The 14347-nt window shown below is 64.5% G+C and carries 15 protein-coding genes; 7 read left to right on the forward strand and 8 right to left on the reverse strand.

Features of this window, described 5'->3' with window-relative positions; all coding sequences use genetic code 11:
- Positions 1–73 precede the first annotated feature (73 nt).
- Genes ACZ415_RS01435 through ACZ415_RS01465 form a run of 7 tightly spaced genes read left to right on the forward strand, consistent with a single transcriptional unit; the run spans position 74 to position 8123 of the window.
- Positions 74–376: a c-type cytochrome gene (locus tag ACZ415_RS01435; RefSeq protein WP_344702536.1), complete on the forward strand. Its 303-nt coding sequence runs from the start codon at positions 74–76 to the stop codon at positions 374–376.
- Positions 377–433: 57 nt separating this feature from the next.
- Positions 434–2569 carry a transcriptional regulator NosR gene (nosR, locus tag ACZ415_RS01440; protein ID WP_344702534.1) on the forward strand — a complete coding sequence of 712 codons (2136 nt, stop codon included), beginning with the start codon at positions 434–436 and terminating at the stop codon, positions 2567–2569.
- 3 nt (positions 2570–2572) lie between these two features.
- Positions 2573–4447: a TAT-dependent nitrous-oxide reductase gene (gene nosZ, locus ACZ415_RS01445; RefSeq protein WP_344702532.1), complete on the forward strand. Its 1875-nt coding sequence runs from the start codon at positions 2573–2575 to the stop codon at positions 4445–4447.
- Positions 4448–4452: 5 nt separating this feature from the next.
- The gene (locus ACZ415_RS01450) at positions 4453–5808 is read left to right on the forward strand and encodes a nitrous oxide reductase family maturation protein NosD (protein ID WP_344702530.1); all 1356 of its coding nucleotides are present in this window, start codon (positions 4453–4455) and stop codon (positions 5806–5808) included.
- Entirely contained in the window at positions 5805–6731 is a 927-nt protein-coding gene (locus ACZ415_RS01455) for an ABC transporter ATP-binding protein (protein WP_344702528.1), read from the forward strand. The genes ACZ415_RS01450 and ACZ415_RS01455 overlap by 4 nt, the downstream gene beginning before the upstream one ends.
- A complete protein-coding gene (locus ACZ415_RS01460; protein ID WP_344702526.1) occupies positions 6728–7552 on the forward strand; it encodes an ABC transporter permease subunit in 825 nt (274 codons plus the stop codon). Before ACZ415_RS01455 ends, ACZ415_RS01460 begins: the two co-directional genes overlap by 4 nt.
- A gap of 31 nt (positions 7553–7583) precedes the next feature.
- Positions 7584–8123: a nitrous oxide reductase accessory protein NosL gene (locus ACZ415_RS01465; RefSeq protein WP_344702524.1), complete on the forward strand. Its 540-nt coding sequence runs from the start codon at positions 7584–7586 to the stop codon at positions 8121–8123.
- Positions 8124–8145: 22 nt separating this feature from the next.
- Here the strand turns inward: ACZ415_RS01465 and ACZ415_RS01470 are convergent, their stop codons facing one another.
- From ACZ415_RS01470 to ACZ415_RS01505, 8 genes are all read right to left on the reverse strand, one after another.
- Entirely contained in the window at positions 8146–8541 is a 396-nt protein-coding gene (locus tag ACZ415_RS01470; protein WP_344702523.1) for a ribonucleotide reductase subunit alpha, read from the reverse strand.
- 68 nt (positions 8542–8609) lie between these two features.
- Positions 8610–10166, reverse strand: a complete 1557-nt coding sequence (locus ACZ415_RS01475) for a cytochrome D1 domain-containing protein (protein ID WP_344702522.1) — start codon at positions 10164–10166, stop codon at positions 8610–8612.
- On the reverse strand, positions 10163–11026 hold the full coding sequence (gene cobA / locus ACZ415_RS01480) for a uroporphyrinogen-III C-methyltransferase (protein ID WP_344702521.1): 864 nt from the start codon (positions 11024–11026) through the stop codon (positions 10163–10165). The genes ACZ415_RS01475 and cobA overlap by 4 nt, the downstream gene beginning before the upstream one ends.
- A 27-nt stretch (positions 11027–11053) precedes the next feature.
- Positions 11054–12256, reverse strand: a complete 1203-nt coding sequence (gene nirJ / locus ACZ415_RS01485; protein ID WP_344702520.1) for a heme d1 biosynthesis radical SAM protein NirJ — start codon at positions 12254–12256, stop codon at positions 11054–11056.
- A 14-nt stretch (positions 12257–12270) separates the two neighbouring features.
- Positions 12271–12816 carry a siroheme decarboxylase subunit beta gene (gene ahbB / locus ACZ415_RS01490; RefSeq protein ID WP_344702519.1) on the reverse strand — a complete coding sequence of 182 codons (546 nt, stop codon included), beginning with the start codon at positions 12814–12816 and terminating at the stop codon, positions 12271–12273.
- Positions 12791–13258 carry an Lrp/AsnC family transcriptional regulator gene (locus tag ACZ415_RS01495; protein WP_344702518.1) on the reverse strand — a complete coding sequence of 156 codons (468 nt, stop codon included), beginning with the start codon at positions 13256–13258 and terminating at the stop codon, positions 12791–12793. The genes ahbB (ACZ415_RS01490) and ACZ415_RS01495 overlap by 26 nt, the downstream gene beginning before the upstream one ends.
- Positions 13258–13770 (reverse strand): siroheme decarboxylase subunit beta, encoded by a 513-nt coding sequence (ahbB, locus tag ACZ415_RS01500; RefSeq protein ID WP_344702517.1) that lies wholly within the window; start codon positions 13768–13770, stop codon positions 13258–13260. Before ahbB (ACZ415_RS01500) ends, ACZ415_RS01495 begins: the two co-directional genes overlap by 1 nt.
- Positions 13767–14327 carry an Lrp/AsnC family transcriptional regulator gene (locus ACZ415_RS01505; RefSeq protein WP_344702516.1) on the reverse strand — a complete coding sequence of 187 codons (561 nt, stop codon included), beginning with the start codon at positions 14325–14327 and terminating at the stop codon, positions 13767–13769. The genes ahbB (ACZ415_RS01500) and ACZ415_RS01505 overlap by 4 nt, the downstream gene beginning before the upstream one ends.
- Between the last annotated feature and the right edge of the window lie 20 nt (positions 14328–14347).

Below are 14347 nucleotides of genomic sequence, written 5' to 3' on the forward strand. Positions count from 1 at the left end.
GAACACGCGTTCGGCGCTGCCCGTTTGTGCCGGCAATGCGACACACCACAAAAGATGCATAAGGAATACATATATGAAACGCCTTGCCGTGGCTCTACTGCCCTTCGCTTTCGCCCTGACCGCCACCGCCGTCCAGGCCGACGGCGAAGCGACCTACAACCAGGCCTGCATGGCCTGTCACATGACCGGTGCGGCCGGCGCGCCGATTCGCGGCGACGCCGACGCCTGGGCACCGCGCCAGGAAAAAGGCATGGACACCCTGTACGACCACGCCATCAACGGCTTTCAGGCCATGCCGGCCAAGGGCGGCCAGCCGGCCCTTTCCGATGATGAAGTCAAAGCCGCCGTGGACTATATGCTCGAACCGACGCTGTAGCGTTTGCACGACGAGCCGTTCTTTTTCCTTTAGCACCCTCTCGCCGAGGAGCGCCCCATGCACTACCCCGCCCGCCGGCTGCGCGCCGTCTGTTGCTGGCTTTTGGCATTGAGCCTTGCGCTTGTTGCCACCGCAAGCCAGGCCATGAACCTGGCCGATATCGAGGCGGGGTTCCCCTCGGCCAATCGGCTGGAGCCGGCTGACTCCCAGTGGCCGGTCAGCCGCGTGATGCGCGGCGATACCCTGCTTGGCTATGCTTTCGAGACCGTCGACATAGCCCCCATTCCCGCCTACTCGGGCAAGCCCATCAATATACTGGTGGGCATCGATACCGAGGGTAAAATCGCACAGACCGACGTGCTCGGCCACGACGAGCCGATCATGCTGGTGGGCATTCCCGAGTCGAAGCTGGAAAACTTTGCCGACGCGCACGTAGGGGCGCACGTCAACGACCGCCTCAAGGTCGGCGGCGAGCTTGACGCCGTCTCCGGGGCCACGGTCACCGTGATCGTTGCCGGCGACACCATCATGCGCGCTGCCCGCCGGGTAGCCGCCGAGCAGGCGCTGATTGCCGACCCGTCCGCCATGCCGCCCGCCCGTGTAAAGAAAGGCGTCTACACGCCGGCCGACTGGCAGGCGCTTACCGGCGACGGCACGATTCGCCGTTTGCATCTAAACCACGGCGAGGTGGACGAAGCCTTTGTGGGCACCCCGGCCGAGGACTACATGCACACCCCGCAGCCGGCGGACAAAACCTTCATTGAGCTTTTTTACACCTACCTCAACGCGCCTACCGCCGGGCGCAACCTGCTCGGCGACGACGGTTACGCATCGCTGATGGAAGAGCTTGAGCCCGGTGAGCACGCCGTCGCGCTGATGGGGCGCGGCGACTATTCGTTCAAGGGCTCAGGCTACGTGCGCGGCGGGATTTTCGACCGCGTGGAGCTGACCCAGGGCAGCCGCTCGATCAGCTTTCACGACAGCGACCATATCCGCCTGGGAGAGCTTGCCATTGATAACGCCCCGGCGTTCAAAGAGCGTGACGTCTTTATCATCCGCGAAGACGCCGCCTTTGACCCCGGCGCGCCCTGGCAGCTGTCGCTTTTGGTGCGCCGCGCCTCCGGCCCGCTGGATACCGAATTCGTCCGCTTTGACGCCGACTACTCGATCCCCGAGGCCTACGTCGAACGCCCCGAGCCGCCGGTAGAAGAGCCCATCTGGGTGCAGGTCTGGCGCGACAAGGCCTTTCAGATCGGCGTGCTCGGCGCGGGGCTTTTGGTGCTCACCGGCATTATGCTGTTCCAGGACGTGCTCGCCCGCCATCCGCGCGTTCTCAATCCGCTGCGGCTCGCCTTCAAGTTCTACACGCTGTTTTTCATCGGCTGGTACGCGCTGGCGCAGCTGTCGGTGGTCAACATCCTGACCTTTACCCACGCGCTGATCACCGATTTCAGCTGGGGCTCTTTTCTCATCGATCCGATGATGTTTATCCTCTGGTCGTTCGTCGCGCTCACCTTGCTGCTCTGGGGGCGGGGCGTATTCTGCGGCTGGCTGTGCCCGTTTGGCGCGCTGCAGGATCTGGTCAACCAGGCCGCGCGCAAGCTCAAGGTCAAACAGATCGAGGTGCCGTTTGGCCTGCACGAGCGCCTATGGGCGATCAAATACATTATTTTGCTGGCGCTTTTTGCCGTGTCGCTGCACTCGCTGGGCACCGCCGAGCGCTACGCCGAGGTAGAACCGTTCAAAACGGCTATTACGCTGCGCTTTCAGCGCGACTGGGCCTTTGTGGCCTACGCTCTGGGGCTGGTAGTGGTTTCCGCCTTCAACCACAAATTCTACTGCCGCTACGTGTGCCCGCTGGGCGCAGGGCTTGCCATTCCCGCCCGGCTGCGCCTGTTCGACTGGCTCAAGCGCCACCGCGGCAGCTGCGGCACGCCCTGCCAGATCTGCGAGCACGAATGCGAGGTCGGAGCCATTCATCCCGACGGCCATATCAACGCCAACGAGTGCCACTACTGTTTGGACTGCCAGATTACCTATCACGATGAACAGCGCTGCCCGCCCATGGTGAAGCGGCGCAAGCGTCGGGAAAAGGCAGCGCGCATGGCCGCTGACCGGCCCGCCGTTGCCACCCACGACCCCAAGGCCGGAAGCAGCCAACTAGAGCGTATTCCCGCCCTGCAACAGGAGTAACACATGAGCGAGAAACACAACGACGTGAAAAACCTCGGCCGCCGCCACTTTCTGCGCAACAGCGCAGTCACCGGCGTGGCCGGCGCGGGCCTTGCCAGCGGCTTTGGCACCGGCGCGCTGATGACCAGCCGCCAGGCCAAGGCGGAAGAAAGCGGCATTGAGGTCGCCCCGGGCGAGCTCGACGAATACTACGGCTTCTGGAGCGGCGGCCACTCCGGTGAAGTGCGCGTGCTTGGCGTGCCTTCCATGCGCGAGCTGATGCGCATTCCGGTATTCAACGTCGACAGCGCCACCGGCTGGGGGATTACCAACGAATCTCTGGAAGTGCTGGGCGAGTCTTCGCGTTTTCTCAACGGCGACTCCCACCACCCGCACGTTTCCATGACCGACGGCAGTTACGACGGCAAGTACCTGTTCATCAACGACAAGGCCAACACCCGCGTGGCGCGCATCCGTCTGGACATCATGAAGACGGACAAGATCACCACCATTCCCAACGTCCAGGCCATCCACGGGCTGCGCCTGCAGAAAGTGCCGCACACCAAGTACGTGTTTGCCAACGCTGAGCTGCCGATCCCGCAGATCAACGACGGCCGGGATCTGGAAGACCCCGACAAGTACGCCACCATGTTCAACGGCATCGACGCTGAAACCATGGAAGTGGCCTGGCAGGTAATCGTCGACGGCAACCTGGACAACACCGACGCCGACTACACCGGCCGTTTTGTGGCGTCCACCTGCTACAACTCGGAAATGGGCATGACGCTTACCGACACCATGCGCGCCGAGCGCGACTGGGTGGTGGTGTTTGACGTCGAAGCCATTGAAGCCGCGGTCAAGGCCGGCGACTACGAAACCCTGGGCGACTCCGACGTGCCGGTGCTCAACGGCCGTCACGGCACCCAATTCACCCGCTACATTCCGGTGCCGAAAAACCCCCACGGCGTGAACACCTCGCCGGACGGCAAGTACTTCATCGCCAACGGCAAGCTCTCGCCCACCTGTTCGATCATCGCTATCGACAAGCTGCCGGCGCTGTTTGACGACGCCATCGAACCTCGCGGCGCGGTTGTCGGCGAGCCCGAGCTGGGGCTTGGGCCGCTGCACACCACCTTTGACGGCCGCGGCAACGCCTATACCACGCTGTTCATCGACAGCCAGGTGGCCAAGTGGAACATCGCCGACGCCATCCGCGCCTATAGCGGCGAAGACGTCAACTACCTGCGCCAGAAGCTCGACGTGCACTACCAGCCGGGGCACAACCACGCCAGCCTGACCGAGACCAAGGACGCCGACGGCAAGTGGCTGGTGGTGCTGTCCAAGTTCTCCAAGGACCGCTTCCTGCCGGTGGGCCCGCTGCACCCGGAAAACGACCAGCTGATCGACATTTCCGGCGAAGAAATGAAGCTCGTCCACGACGGCCCGACCTACGCCGAGCCCCACGACTGTATTCTGCTGCGCGCCGACCAGCTCAACCCCAGCCGCATCTGGTCGCGTACCGATCCGTTTTTTGCCACCACCCGCCAGATGGCCGAAAGCGACGGCATCAACCTGGAAGCCGACAACAAGGTGGTGCGCGACGGCAACAAGGTGCGCGTCTACATGACGTCGGTAGCCCCGCAGTTCGGCATGACCGAGTTCAAGGTCAAGCAGGGCGACGAGGTGACGGTGGTCATCACCAACCTGGACCGGGTCGAGGATCTGACCCACGGGTTTTGCATGGTCAATCACGGGGTACAGATGGAAATCTCCCCCCAGCAGACCGCAAGCGTCACCTTTACCGCCGACAAGCCCGGCGTGCACTGGTACTACTGCAACTGGTTCTGCCACGCCATGCACATGGAAATGACCGGCCGCATGCTGGTAGAAAAGGCCTGACGCCTATGCGCAAACGCAGCTGCGGCACCGGCAACGGTGCCGCCTTGAACCACCTCAAGGCCGCCCTGACGGCGGCCTGCCTCGGCCTGATCAGCGTTTTCTGGCCGGGCACTGCCCTGCTTGCCGCCGAATGGACGGCAACGCCGGGCCAACCTCTTCAGCCGCTGGTGGCCAACGCCGCCGGCGGTGACCTGATTATATTGCCCGAAGGCCGCTACCCCGCGCCTTTGGTGCTGGATAAAACGCTGACCCTGCGCGGCAAAAGCGGTGCGGTGATCGACGGCGGCGGCGACGGCCACGCCGTGGTCATCAAAGCCCCGGAGACCGTCATGGACGGCGTGGGCGTAGAAAACTGGGGCAGCGATCTGACCGCCATGGACGCGGGCATTTTTATCGCCCGCAAGGCCACCGGCAGCGTGGTCAAAAACGCCCGGCTCCAAGGCCCGGGCTTCGGCATTTTTCTTGACGGCGTACACAGCGCGGTCATCAAGAACAACGTTATCCGCGGCGACGCCGGCCGGCGCTCTCAGGACCGCGGCAACGGCGTGCACCTGTTCAACGTGGAAAACGTCCGCGTGGAAGGCAACGACATCCGCCGAACCCGCGACGGCATCTACATCGACACCAGCCGCGACACCCTTTTGCGTGGCAACCATATGCAGGATCTGCGCTACGGCGTGCACTACATGTACGCCCACGACAACCGCCTGGAAGGCAACGTCACACAAGACACCCGCACCGGCTATGCGCTGATGCAGTCCAAGCGGCTCACCGTGGTGGGCAACGACTCGCAAAACGACCTGCGCTACGGCATTTTGATGAACAACATCACCGACTCCACCCTGCGCGGCAATCACATCCGGGGGATTCGCCAGCAGGGCGGCGCGGGGACGATCAGCGGCAACGACGGCAAGGCGCTGTTTGTCTACAACGCCCAGTTCAACCGCTTTGAGAATAACCGGCTTGAAGGTAGCGACATCGGTATTCACCTGACCGCCGGCTCTGAAGATAACGTGGTAACCGGCAACGCCTTTGTGCACAACCGCCAGCAGGTCAAATACGTCGCTACCCGAACCCAGGCGTGGAACGGCAACTACTGGAGCAACTACCTGGGCTGGGACATGGACGGCGACGGCGTGGGCGACACCGCCTTTGAGCCCAACGATGCCATGGACCGGCTACTATGGCGCTACCCCGCCGCCAGAATCCTGATGGACAGCCCCGCCGTGCTGGCCCTGCGCTGGGTGCAGCGTCAGTTTCCAGTATTTCGCCCCCAGGGCGTGCGCGACGGCGCGCCCTTGATGGCCGACCCCGCACGGCCCGCAAGCGCACCCCCAGGCCCCAAGGAGACCACGCCATGAGCCACGCGCCCACACCGGTGATCGAGTTTAACCGCGTGACCCTGCATCACGGCGCGCTGACCCGGCTTGATGCCCTGAGCTTCAGCGCCGGCCAGGGCGAAGTGCTGGCGCTGCTGGGCCACAACGGCGCGGGCAAGACCACCACCATGCACCTGATTCTCGGCCTGCTCTCGCCGGGCAGCGGCGCGGTCACCGTGCTGGGCCATGCACCGGACGGCCGCCACGCCGCCGCTCTGCGCAAGCGTCTGGGCTATCTGCCGGAAAACGTCAGCTTCTATGAAGCCCTTACCGGCGTTGAGGTGCTGACCTACTTTGCCCGGCTCAAGCGCGCCGACCGCCGCCAGATCACCCCTCTGCTGGAAAAGGTCGGGCTTGGCCACGCCGCCCGCCGCCGGGTCAAAACCTACTCCAAGGGCATGCGCCAGCGGCTGGGGCTGGCCCAGGCGCTGCTGGGCGAGCCCTCGCTTGTGCTGCTCGACGAGCCCACCACCGGCCTGGATCCGGCGGCCACCCGCGACTTCTATGCCACGCTGGACGAGCTGCGCGGCCGGGGCGGCAGTGTGGTGCTGTCCTCGCATATTCTGCCGGGCATCGAGCCCTACATTGACCGCGCGCTGGTGCTCGGCGGCGGCAAGCGCCTGGCCCTTGGCAGCATGCAAGACCTGCGCAAAGACGCCGCACTGCCGGTGGTGATCCGCGTACGCGGCCGGCTTACCGACACCGACCGGCAGTCGCTGGCGCAGCCGCCCGGAGTCGCGGTACTGGCGCAGGACAGCGCGCACGCCGAGCTTGCCGTGCCCGAAAGCGCCAAGCTCGCTACCCTGCGCCGGCTCGCCGCGCTGCAGGGCGTCACCGATATCGCGGTGGAGCCGCCGACGCTTGAAGATCTTTACCGGCACTTTTCCCAGAGGGTAACGCCATGAACGCCATTGTGATTATCGCCGGCAAGGAGTTCCGCGACGGCCTGCGCAACCGCTGGGTGCTGTCCATCACCCTGGTGCTGGCCGTGCTCGCCGTGGGCATTGCCTGGGCCGGGGCGGCGGCCAGCGGCGGGCTGGGCTTTACCTCGCTTGCCAGCACCCTGGTCAGCCTGACCACGTTGGCCGTGTTTTTGATTCCGCTGATCGCTTTGCTGCTGGCCTACGATGCCGTGGTCGGCGAGCGCGAAGCAGGCACCTTGCTGCTGCTGCTTACCTATCCGGTCAGCCGCTCGGCGCTTTTGCTGGGCAAATTCTGCGGCCACGGGCTGATTTTGGGTGCGGCCACCGCGCTTGGCTTTGGCATCGCCGGGGTGACCATTGCGCTGGGCGCTGACGGCGTGGCGCTGGGGGCGCTTGCGCGCGGCATGGGACTGTTGATTGCCAGCACCGTGCTGCTGGGCTGGATCTTTATCGCCTTTGCCTACTTGATCAGCGTGGGTGCGGCAGAAAAGCAGCGCGCAGCGGGGCTGGCGCTGGGGGTATGGTTTTTCTTCGTGCTGGTGTTTGACATGGCGCTGCTGGCGCTTTTGGTCAGCGTCAAGCAGGGCGGCGACTGGCTTTCCTGGCTGTTGCTGTTAAACCCCACCGAGTGCTTCCGGCTTTTGAACCTGGCAGGCTTTGCCGCCGCCCGGGAGCACGCCGGCGTCACCGCCATTGCCGCCCCCGGGGCGTTTCATCCGGCAACGCTGACCGCTCTGCTGCTGGGCTGGGCGGCTCTGCCGCTGGGGCTTGCCCTGTGGCGCTTTCAGCGCCGCGCCGCCTGAACGCTCAACGCTTTCTATCAAGGAGAGGCCCATGCCCCGTTTATCACGCTTTTTCTTCCTCGCCGGGCTGCTTGCCGCCGCCCTTGTGCTGGCCGGCTGCGGGGAGTCTGCGCCCGAAACGCTGGCCGCCCCCGAGCCCATTGCCTCCGGCGACAGCTGCCACGTCTGCGGCATGACCGTTGCCGCCCACCCCGGCCCCAAGGGCGAGGCGTTTATGAGCGCCGACGCCCGCGCACTGAAGTTCTGCTCCACCGCGGAGCTGTTAACCTTTCTGCGCCAGCCGGAAAACGAAGCGCAACTTTCCCACGCCTACGTTCACGACATGGGAGCGACCGACTGGAACAGCCCCGCTGACGAGGCGTTTATCCGCGCCCGTGAGGCCGTCTACGTCCTCGGCCACAGCCGCCGCGGCAGCATGGGCCACACCCTGGCCCCCTTCGCTGACAAAAACGCCGCCGAAGCCTTTATAAAAGACCACGGCGGCAAAATCGTTGGGTTTGACGACATTACGCTGGAACAGCTGGCCAACCTCGGCGGAGGCGCAACACCTTCACACACGACATCGCGTTAAAAAATGCGTGACCTGCCCGACCTCAGCCGTTGAGGCTCATCGCCTCGCCGCTTTTATCGAAGGCAATAAACGAGTCGACGTTGCCCATCTGCAGCGATTCGGTCATTTTGCTCAGCTGGTTCTGGATTTCTTCGTCGCCGTGCACATCGTCCATGCCGGCGACAAAGAACAGGTCCCATTCAGCGCCGGTCTGCTCGGCTTCCTTGAGCAGCGCGTTGAAGTCCTCAAGCTCGTCCGGCGTTTTATCCGCACAGACCGTGGGCACCAGCACGCCGCCCTCGCCCTGCTCAAAGCGCCGGCGCTGCTCGTCGTCGGGGAAGTCAGGAAGCTCCGCCTTGGCAAACACCAGCAAAAGCCGCTGGGCGCGCGGCTGGCTGCGCGCCTCGCCGAGAAGATCGTTGAAACTGGAAATGGCCATGTCGGCCTCCTTGATATCGCTGACGGTAAACAGGCGAGTGTGACGGCTGTGCTCGGGAAAACCAACCGCTAGTGGCTGGTGCCTTCCTCATAGCGCGTTTTGTTCCACACGTTGTACTTGCCCGAGGGCTTGCTCATGGGAATGCGCTTGAGCTCCTCCAGCGTATCGCCGTCATAGACGATCACCGCACCGTCGTCTTCCCAAAGGCTGAGCAGCAGCTTTTCGCCGTCGCGGTCAAACTCCACGTGAGCGGCGGTCTTGCCCGGCTCCGGGGTCAGCGTTTCAACGATCTCCAGGCTTTGTTTGTCGATGACGTGGACCCGATCGCGGTTGGGGCCGAAAAAGACGTCCACCCAGGCGTAGGGGGAGTTTTCGTGGCTGCGCATGAAAAAGCCCGGACCGTCGGTTTCCAGGGTTTTGACCGTCTCCCAGGTGCCCATGTCGATGATCGACACTTCAGCCCGGCCCAGGTGCGGCAGCGCCATCACCCGCCGGCCGTTTTGCTCCCAGGTAATCCCTGAGCCCAGATGCGGCATGCCTTTCAAGGGCAGGTCAGCCACTTTCTCGCCGCTGTCCAGGTTGACCACCATACCGCCCTGCCCGCCGCGGGACGCGCCGATGACGTGCTCGTAGCCCGGGTCAAAAAAGAAGTCGTCAAGGTAGTCCGGCACCGCAATGCGGCGCACCTTGAAGCTTTCCAGGGCCGGATCACGACTCGGCGCCAGCGGGGTTTTCATGTGGCCGGTGGACACCACCGATTCGGTGGGCAGCGGCCAGGGGATCTCCCAGACTTCCTTGATGTCCTTGAGCGCGGCAATAAAGCTGCCTCGGGGTGGAGCGGCGTACACCGCACTGACCCGGGAGCTTTTTCCCGCGGCGTTTTCCACCGGATAGACCTGCATCACATCGAGGTTGTGAGCGTCAAACAGCACCAGGCTGTGGGGCAGATAGTTGGCCGCCATCACGTAGCGGCCGTCACCGGAAACGGCAATGTTGCGCATGTTGATGCCGGCGCGCACCTCGGCCACGACTTCCAGGTTGTACAGATCGTACTTGGTGATCCAGCCGTCCCGAGAGCCGAAGAAGACGTAGCGCCCGTCCGGGGTGTACTTGGGCCCGCCGTGCAGCGCATAGCGCGTTTCAAAACGGTGGATGCGCTCGAAGGTGTCGCCGTCGAGAAGGCTGGCGTGGTGGTCGCCGGTTTCCACCACGATAAACAGATTCAGCGGGTCGGCATCGAAGCGCGGCGTATCCGGCAGGCTGCCGTCCGGGTGCATCACCGTGTGGCTTGCCAGAATCTCTGCTTCGCCAAAGCGCGGCTGTACCGCCGGCGGGCGGTACAGCCACTCGGCCAGCGCCTCGATTTGCCCTTCGGCCAGCGTCTCGCCGAAGGCGGGCATTTGGCTGGCGGGGCGGCTGTTGGCAATCACATCCACCGCGGCGGCGGGCTTGAGGCGCGACAGGTTACCCGGCAAAAGCGCCGGGCCGATGCCGCCAAGGCGGGTCTCGCCGTGGCAGCTGGCGCAGTGGGTCTGATAAAGCGCGGCGGCCGCGTCGGGGTCGGCTGCAAACGCCGGCGTGGCGGCCACCCATAGCAGCGGCAGGCAAAAAGCAAACGGCTTCATAAAGCAACTTTCTCCCGTGGAGCAAGAGCCAGCGTAGGCACCTGCGCCGGCGTGGCCGACGGGGTCGGTACGCTCAGCGTTGCCGGCATCAGCGTCTCGGCCAGCGCCACGACCTCGCCTACGACCATCAGCGTGGGGGGCACCAGCTCTTCCCGTTCGATGGCGGCGGTCATGTCACCCAGCGTGGTAATAATTCGGCGCTGCTCAGGCGTGGTGCCGCGCTCAATCAGCGCCACCGGATGCCCGGGGGCAAGCCCTGCGCGCATCAGTTCACTGCTGATCAGCGCGGCGTTGGCAAGCCCCATGTAAAACACCGTTGTATGGTGCGGCGTGGCAAGCGCCTGCCAGTCCAGCACCAGCTTGCCGTCGCTTTTGCAGTGGCCGGTCACAAAGGTCACGCTCTGGGCGTAGTCGCGGTGGGTCAGCGGGAAGCCGGCGTAGGCCGCACAGCCCTGAGCCGAGGTAATGCCCGGCACGGCGTGAAAGGCAATGCCGTTTGCCACCAGCACTTCAGCCTCTTCGCCGCCGCGGCCGAAAATATAGGGATCGCCGCCTTTCAGGCGCACCACGCGCCGGTTTTGCCGTGCCAGGCGCACCAGCAGCGCGTTGGTTTCGTCCTGGGTCAGCGCATGGCAGCGCGACGCCTTGCCTACATAAAACGCCTCGGCATCGGGCCGGGCCAGCGCCATGACCTCGGCGGAAACCAGCCGGTCATAGACCAGGCAGTCGGCCTGCTCGATCAGCGCCAGCGCCTTGAGCGTCAAAAGCCCGGGATCGCCGGGGCCGGCGCCCACCATGGCCACTTCTCCCGGTGCCAGCGTCGCCCCGGCCACGTCATATACCACGCGATGTAATGCCATGCCATCACTCCTTGAACGCTCGCGGCGCTAAACGATTTCCACGGCTTGAATGGGGGTGAACGGCGCATGCAGCTGGCGCGTTGGGGCGTCAGGCAGGCCGATTTCGGCGTTGGTCAGATAGCAGCCGGGATCTTCTTCCCAGGGGTCACCGGTGACTTTCCACGCGCGCACCCGGGTATTGCCGTTGCAGATGGGCAGGTACTGGCATTCGCCGCAGCGCCCCTTGAGCGGGCGCGGCCGCTGGCGAAAGCCTTGCATCAGCGGGTCTTGCGTGTCGCGCCAGATCTCGGAAAACGGACGATCGCGGACGTTGCCCAGGTGGTGATCCCACCAGAAAGTGTCCGGGTGAACGTTGCCCAGGTTGTCGATATTGGCAATATACTCCCCCGAGGCGTTGCCGCCCCAGTGGGTCAGCCGCTCGGTCAGCGCCGGCACCTGGTCGGGGAAGTGCTTTTGGGCCCACATGAGCATAAAGGGACCGTCGGCGTCGTTGTTGCCGGTGACGTACTCGCGCACAATGCCGCGCTCAAGCTCATCGCGGCAGTGGTCGAAAAGCTGCGTCATCGCCGCCCGGGTCATCTCGTGCCAGGCATCGTTTTTGCTGTGGCGCCGGCCGCGCCCGCCGTAGTTGAGGTGGGAAAGATAGAACTTGTCGACGTCGTGGTGCTCGATCAGCGCTAGAATATCGCCCAGCTGGTCGGCGTTTTCCCGGGTGAGAGTAAAGCGCAGCCCCACCTTGATGCCGCGCTCCTTGCACAGCTTGACTGCGTGCATGGACTCGCGAAACGCGCCCTTTCGCTGGCGAATCACGTCGTGGGTGGCTTCCAGCCCGTCAATGCTGATGCCCACGTAGTCGTAGCCTACCTCGGCAATGGCGTCGATGTTGTCTTCAGTGATCAGCGTGCCGTTGGTGGAAAGCCCGGTGTAGATGCCAAGCTCCCGGGCACGGCGGGAAAGCTCGAAAATATCCGGGCGCATCAGCGGCTCGCCGCCGGAGAGTATCAAGGCCGGGACATGGAACGCTTTGAGGTCGTCGAGCACCGCGTGCGCCTCGGCGGTATCGAGCTCCCCGGCAAAGTCGATATCTGCCGATGTGGTGTAGCAGTGCTTGCAGGTCAGATTACAGCGGCGAATCAAATTCCAGATGACCACCGGCCCTTTGGGCTTGCGTGCCGGCGCCACCGGAGCCGGCGCCATCAGCGACTGCATATAGCGCGTTACGCGAAACATGGCGTCTCCCTCACTTACGATGTGGCCGCGCCCGCCAGACGCAGGCCGGTCTTTTTCAGAATCCGCGAGCTATACAAAATGCGATAGCCGCGGCAGGCACTGCCCAGCCGCAGCCGCAGCTTTTCCGCCTGGTGCTCTACCTCGTCGCGGCTTTTGCCGTGCAGCATGGCAAAAAGATTGTACGGCCAGTGCGGCAGGTGCCGCGGGCGGCGGTAGCAGTGGCTGACGCCTTCGACGCCGGCAATCTCCCGACCCAGCCGTTCAATCTCGGCCTCGTCCACGTCCCATACGCTCATGCCGTTGGCCACATAGCCCAGCCGATAATGGTTGGGCACCGCCGCTACCCGGCGAATCACGCCGGCTTTTTGCATGGCCTGCATGCGCTTGAGCACCTCGGCACCGCTGGTGCCGATCTGCTCGCCCACCGCCTTCCAGGGGTCGGGATAAAGCGGCAGGCCCGCCTGGGTGGCCAGCACAATGGCGCGGTCAGTGGCATCCGGGGTAAACGCCGGCATGGCCGCGGCACGTTCCGGCTTAGACCGGCAGATGGAGTCGCACATGAAACTCCTCCTCTTTGGGCATGTTATAGACGCCAAGCCCTGTCTCGGCCTCGATCTCGGCGATCACCTCGGCGATGCGTTCGGGCGTTTCGGTCGCCAGCACAAACCACATGTTGAGCGAATGCTCTCGGCGATAATTATGCGCCACCTCAGCAAAGGCGTTGACCTGCTCGACCACTCGTTCGTAGTCGTCTTCGGGTACCCGCAGAGCAGCGAGCGTAAGCCCGCCGCCCAGCCGTTCGGCGTGATACATGGGGCCAAAGCGGGTAAGCACGCCGCGATCGCGCAGCTGCTCCAGGCGGTACAAAAGCCGGCCTTCGCTGAGGTTCAGCTCGTCGGCCACCCGGGCAAAGGGCCGCTCGACCAGCGGCAAACCGTCCTGCAGGCGGTTGATAATGGCGCGGTCAACGGCGTCCAGCTCGGCAGACGGGGCGGTATTCATCAGCGTGTCTCCTCTGCTTGGCCGGTATGGTCGATATAGCGTGCGCCGCGCTGGCGATAGGCGTGGTGGCTGAACAGCACCTGATGGGCCACGTCATCCAGCCCCTGGCGGGCAATAATGGCGGCAAGCTCGGCCAGCACGCGCGCCCGGCGCACGCCGTGAATCATGCAAAACAGGTTGTACGGCCAGTCCGGCAGCCGGCGCGGGCGGCGGTAGCAAAGCGTCACCGCAGGTTCAGCGGCAAGGGCCCGGCCCACCTCGCCCACGCGGTCGTCGGCGATGTCCCATACCACCATGGCGTTGGCCGCCATGCCCAGCCGGCGGTGACGCACCACAAGACCCATGCGCTTGATCAGGCCGTCGTCCTGCCAGCGCCGGGCGCAGGCCATGGCGTCGGCCTCGGTCATGCCGGCCTGGTCGGCAAGCGTGCGCCAGGGGCGCGGCGTAAGCGGCAGCCCCTGCTCCAGCAGACTTTGCAGGCGGCGCTGAGCCTGTGCATCGTGCGGGCTCACAAGAACGTCTCCGTGGTTTGACTCGGCTCTGCGTCCGGCTCACGCCTGTCCAGCTCGGACCAGGGCAGCGGAAACGCCAGGTCGATATGAAAGCTCTCGACCATGGGCAGGCGCAGTATGGGGCGCTCGATGCGCCGCTCAAGGGCATCGAGGCGCGCTTCCAGCTCGGCCGGGTCCGGGGCGGTCATCACAAACCAAAGGTTATAGCCGCGGGCGGCGTCGCGCAGGTAGTTGTGATTGATGCCCGGCGCGCGGTTGATCTCGGCGGCCACGGCGTCGCGTTCGGCATCGTCGGCGGCCACCGCCGCAAGCAGGCTGGCACCGGCCCGGGCGTGGTCGAACACCGGCCCTACGCGGCTGATCACGCCCGAAGCGTGCAGCCGCGCAAGGCGGTCTAGAATCTCGTCTTCCGTGCTGTCAAGGCGCTTGGCCAGCGCACGGTAAGGGTGTGGCTCGATGGGAAGGCCGCGCTGGCAGGTATCCAGCAGCCGGCGATCAAGGGTATCCAGCTCGCTGGCGTCAAGATCTTGCGTTTTTTCGTGCATCCGCTGCAGCATAAGCAGCTCCCCGCTATCGG

This window comes from Halomonas cibimaris, assembly GCF_055379665.1.

What these genes read in the sequence shown, in the direction of transcription:
- ACZ415_RS01460 (WP_344702526.1), top strand. Translation starts at nt 6,728, where the DNA reads ATGAACGCCATTGTGATTATCGCCGGCAAGGAGTTCCGCGACGGCCTG.
- ACZ415_RS01470 (WP_344702523.1), bottom strand. Translation starts at nt 8,541, where the DNA reads ATGGCCATTTCCAGTTTCAACGATCTTCTCGGCGAGGCGCGCAGCCAG.
- ACZ415_RS01475 (WP_344702522.1), bottom strand. Translation starts at nt 10,166, where the DNA reads ATGAAGCCGTTTGCTTTTTGCCTGCCGCTGCTATGGGTGGCCGCCACG.
- ACZ415_RS01455 (WP_344702528.1), top strand. Translation starts at nt 5,805, where the DNA reads ATGAGCCACGCGCCCACACCGGTGATCGAGTTTAACCGCGTGACCCTG.
- nirJ (WP_344702520.1), bottom strand. Translation starts at nt 12,256, where the DNA reads ATGTTTCGCGTAACGCGCTATATGCAGTCGCTGATGGCGCCGGCTCCG.
- ACZ415_RS01465 (WP_344702524.1), top strand. Translation starts at nt 7,584, where the DNA reads ATGCCCCGTTTATCACGCTTTTTCTTCCTCGCCGGGCTGCTTGCCGCC.
- nosZ (WP_344702532.1), top strand. Translation starts at nt 2,573, where the DNA reads ATGAGCGAGAAACACAACGACGTGAAAAACCTCGGCCGCCGCCACTTT.
- cobA (WP_344702521.1), bottom strand. Translation starts at nt 11,026, where the DNA reads ATGGCATTACATCGCGTGGTATATGACGTGGCCGGGGCGACGCTGGCA.
- ACZ415_RS01505 (WP_344702516.1), bottom strand. Translation starts at nt 14,327, where the DNA reads ATGCTGCAGCGGATGCACGAAAAAACGCAAGATCTTGACGCCAGCGAG.
- nosR (WP_344702534.1), top strand. Translation starts at nt 434, where the DNA reads ATGCACTACCCCGCCCGCCGGCTGCGCGCCGTCTGTTGCTGGCTTTTG.
- ACZ415_RS01495 (WP_344702518.1), bottom strand. Translation starts at nt 13,258, where the DNA reads ATGAATACCGCCCCGTCTGCCGAGCTGGACGCCGTTGACCGCGCCATT.
- ahbB (WP_344702519.1), bottom strand. Translation starts at nt 12,816, where the DNA reads ATGTGCGACTCCATCTGCCGGTCTAAGCCGGAACGTGCCGCGGCCATG.
- ACZ415_RS01450 (WP_344702530.1), top strand. Translation starts at nt 4,453, where the DNA reads ATGCGCAAACGCAGCTGCGGCACCGGCAACGGTGCCGCCTTGAACCAC.
- ACZ415_RS01435 (WP_344702536.1), top strand. Translation starts at nt 74, where the DNA reads ATGAAACGCCTTGCCGTGGCTCTACTGCCCTTCGCTTTCGCCCTGACC.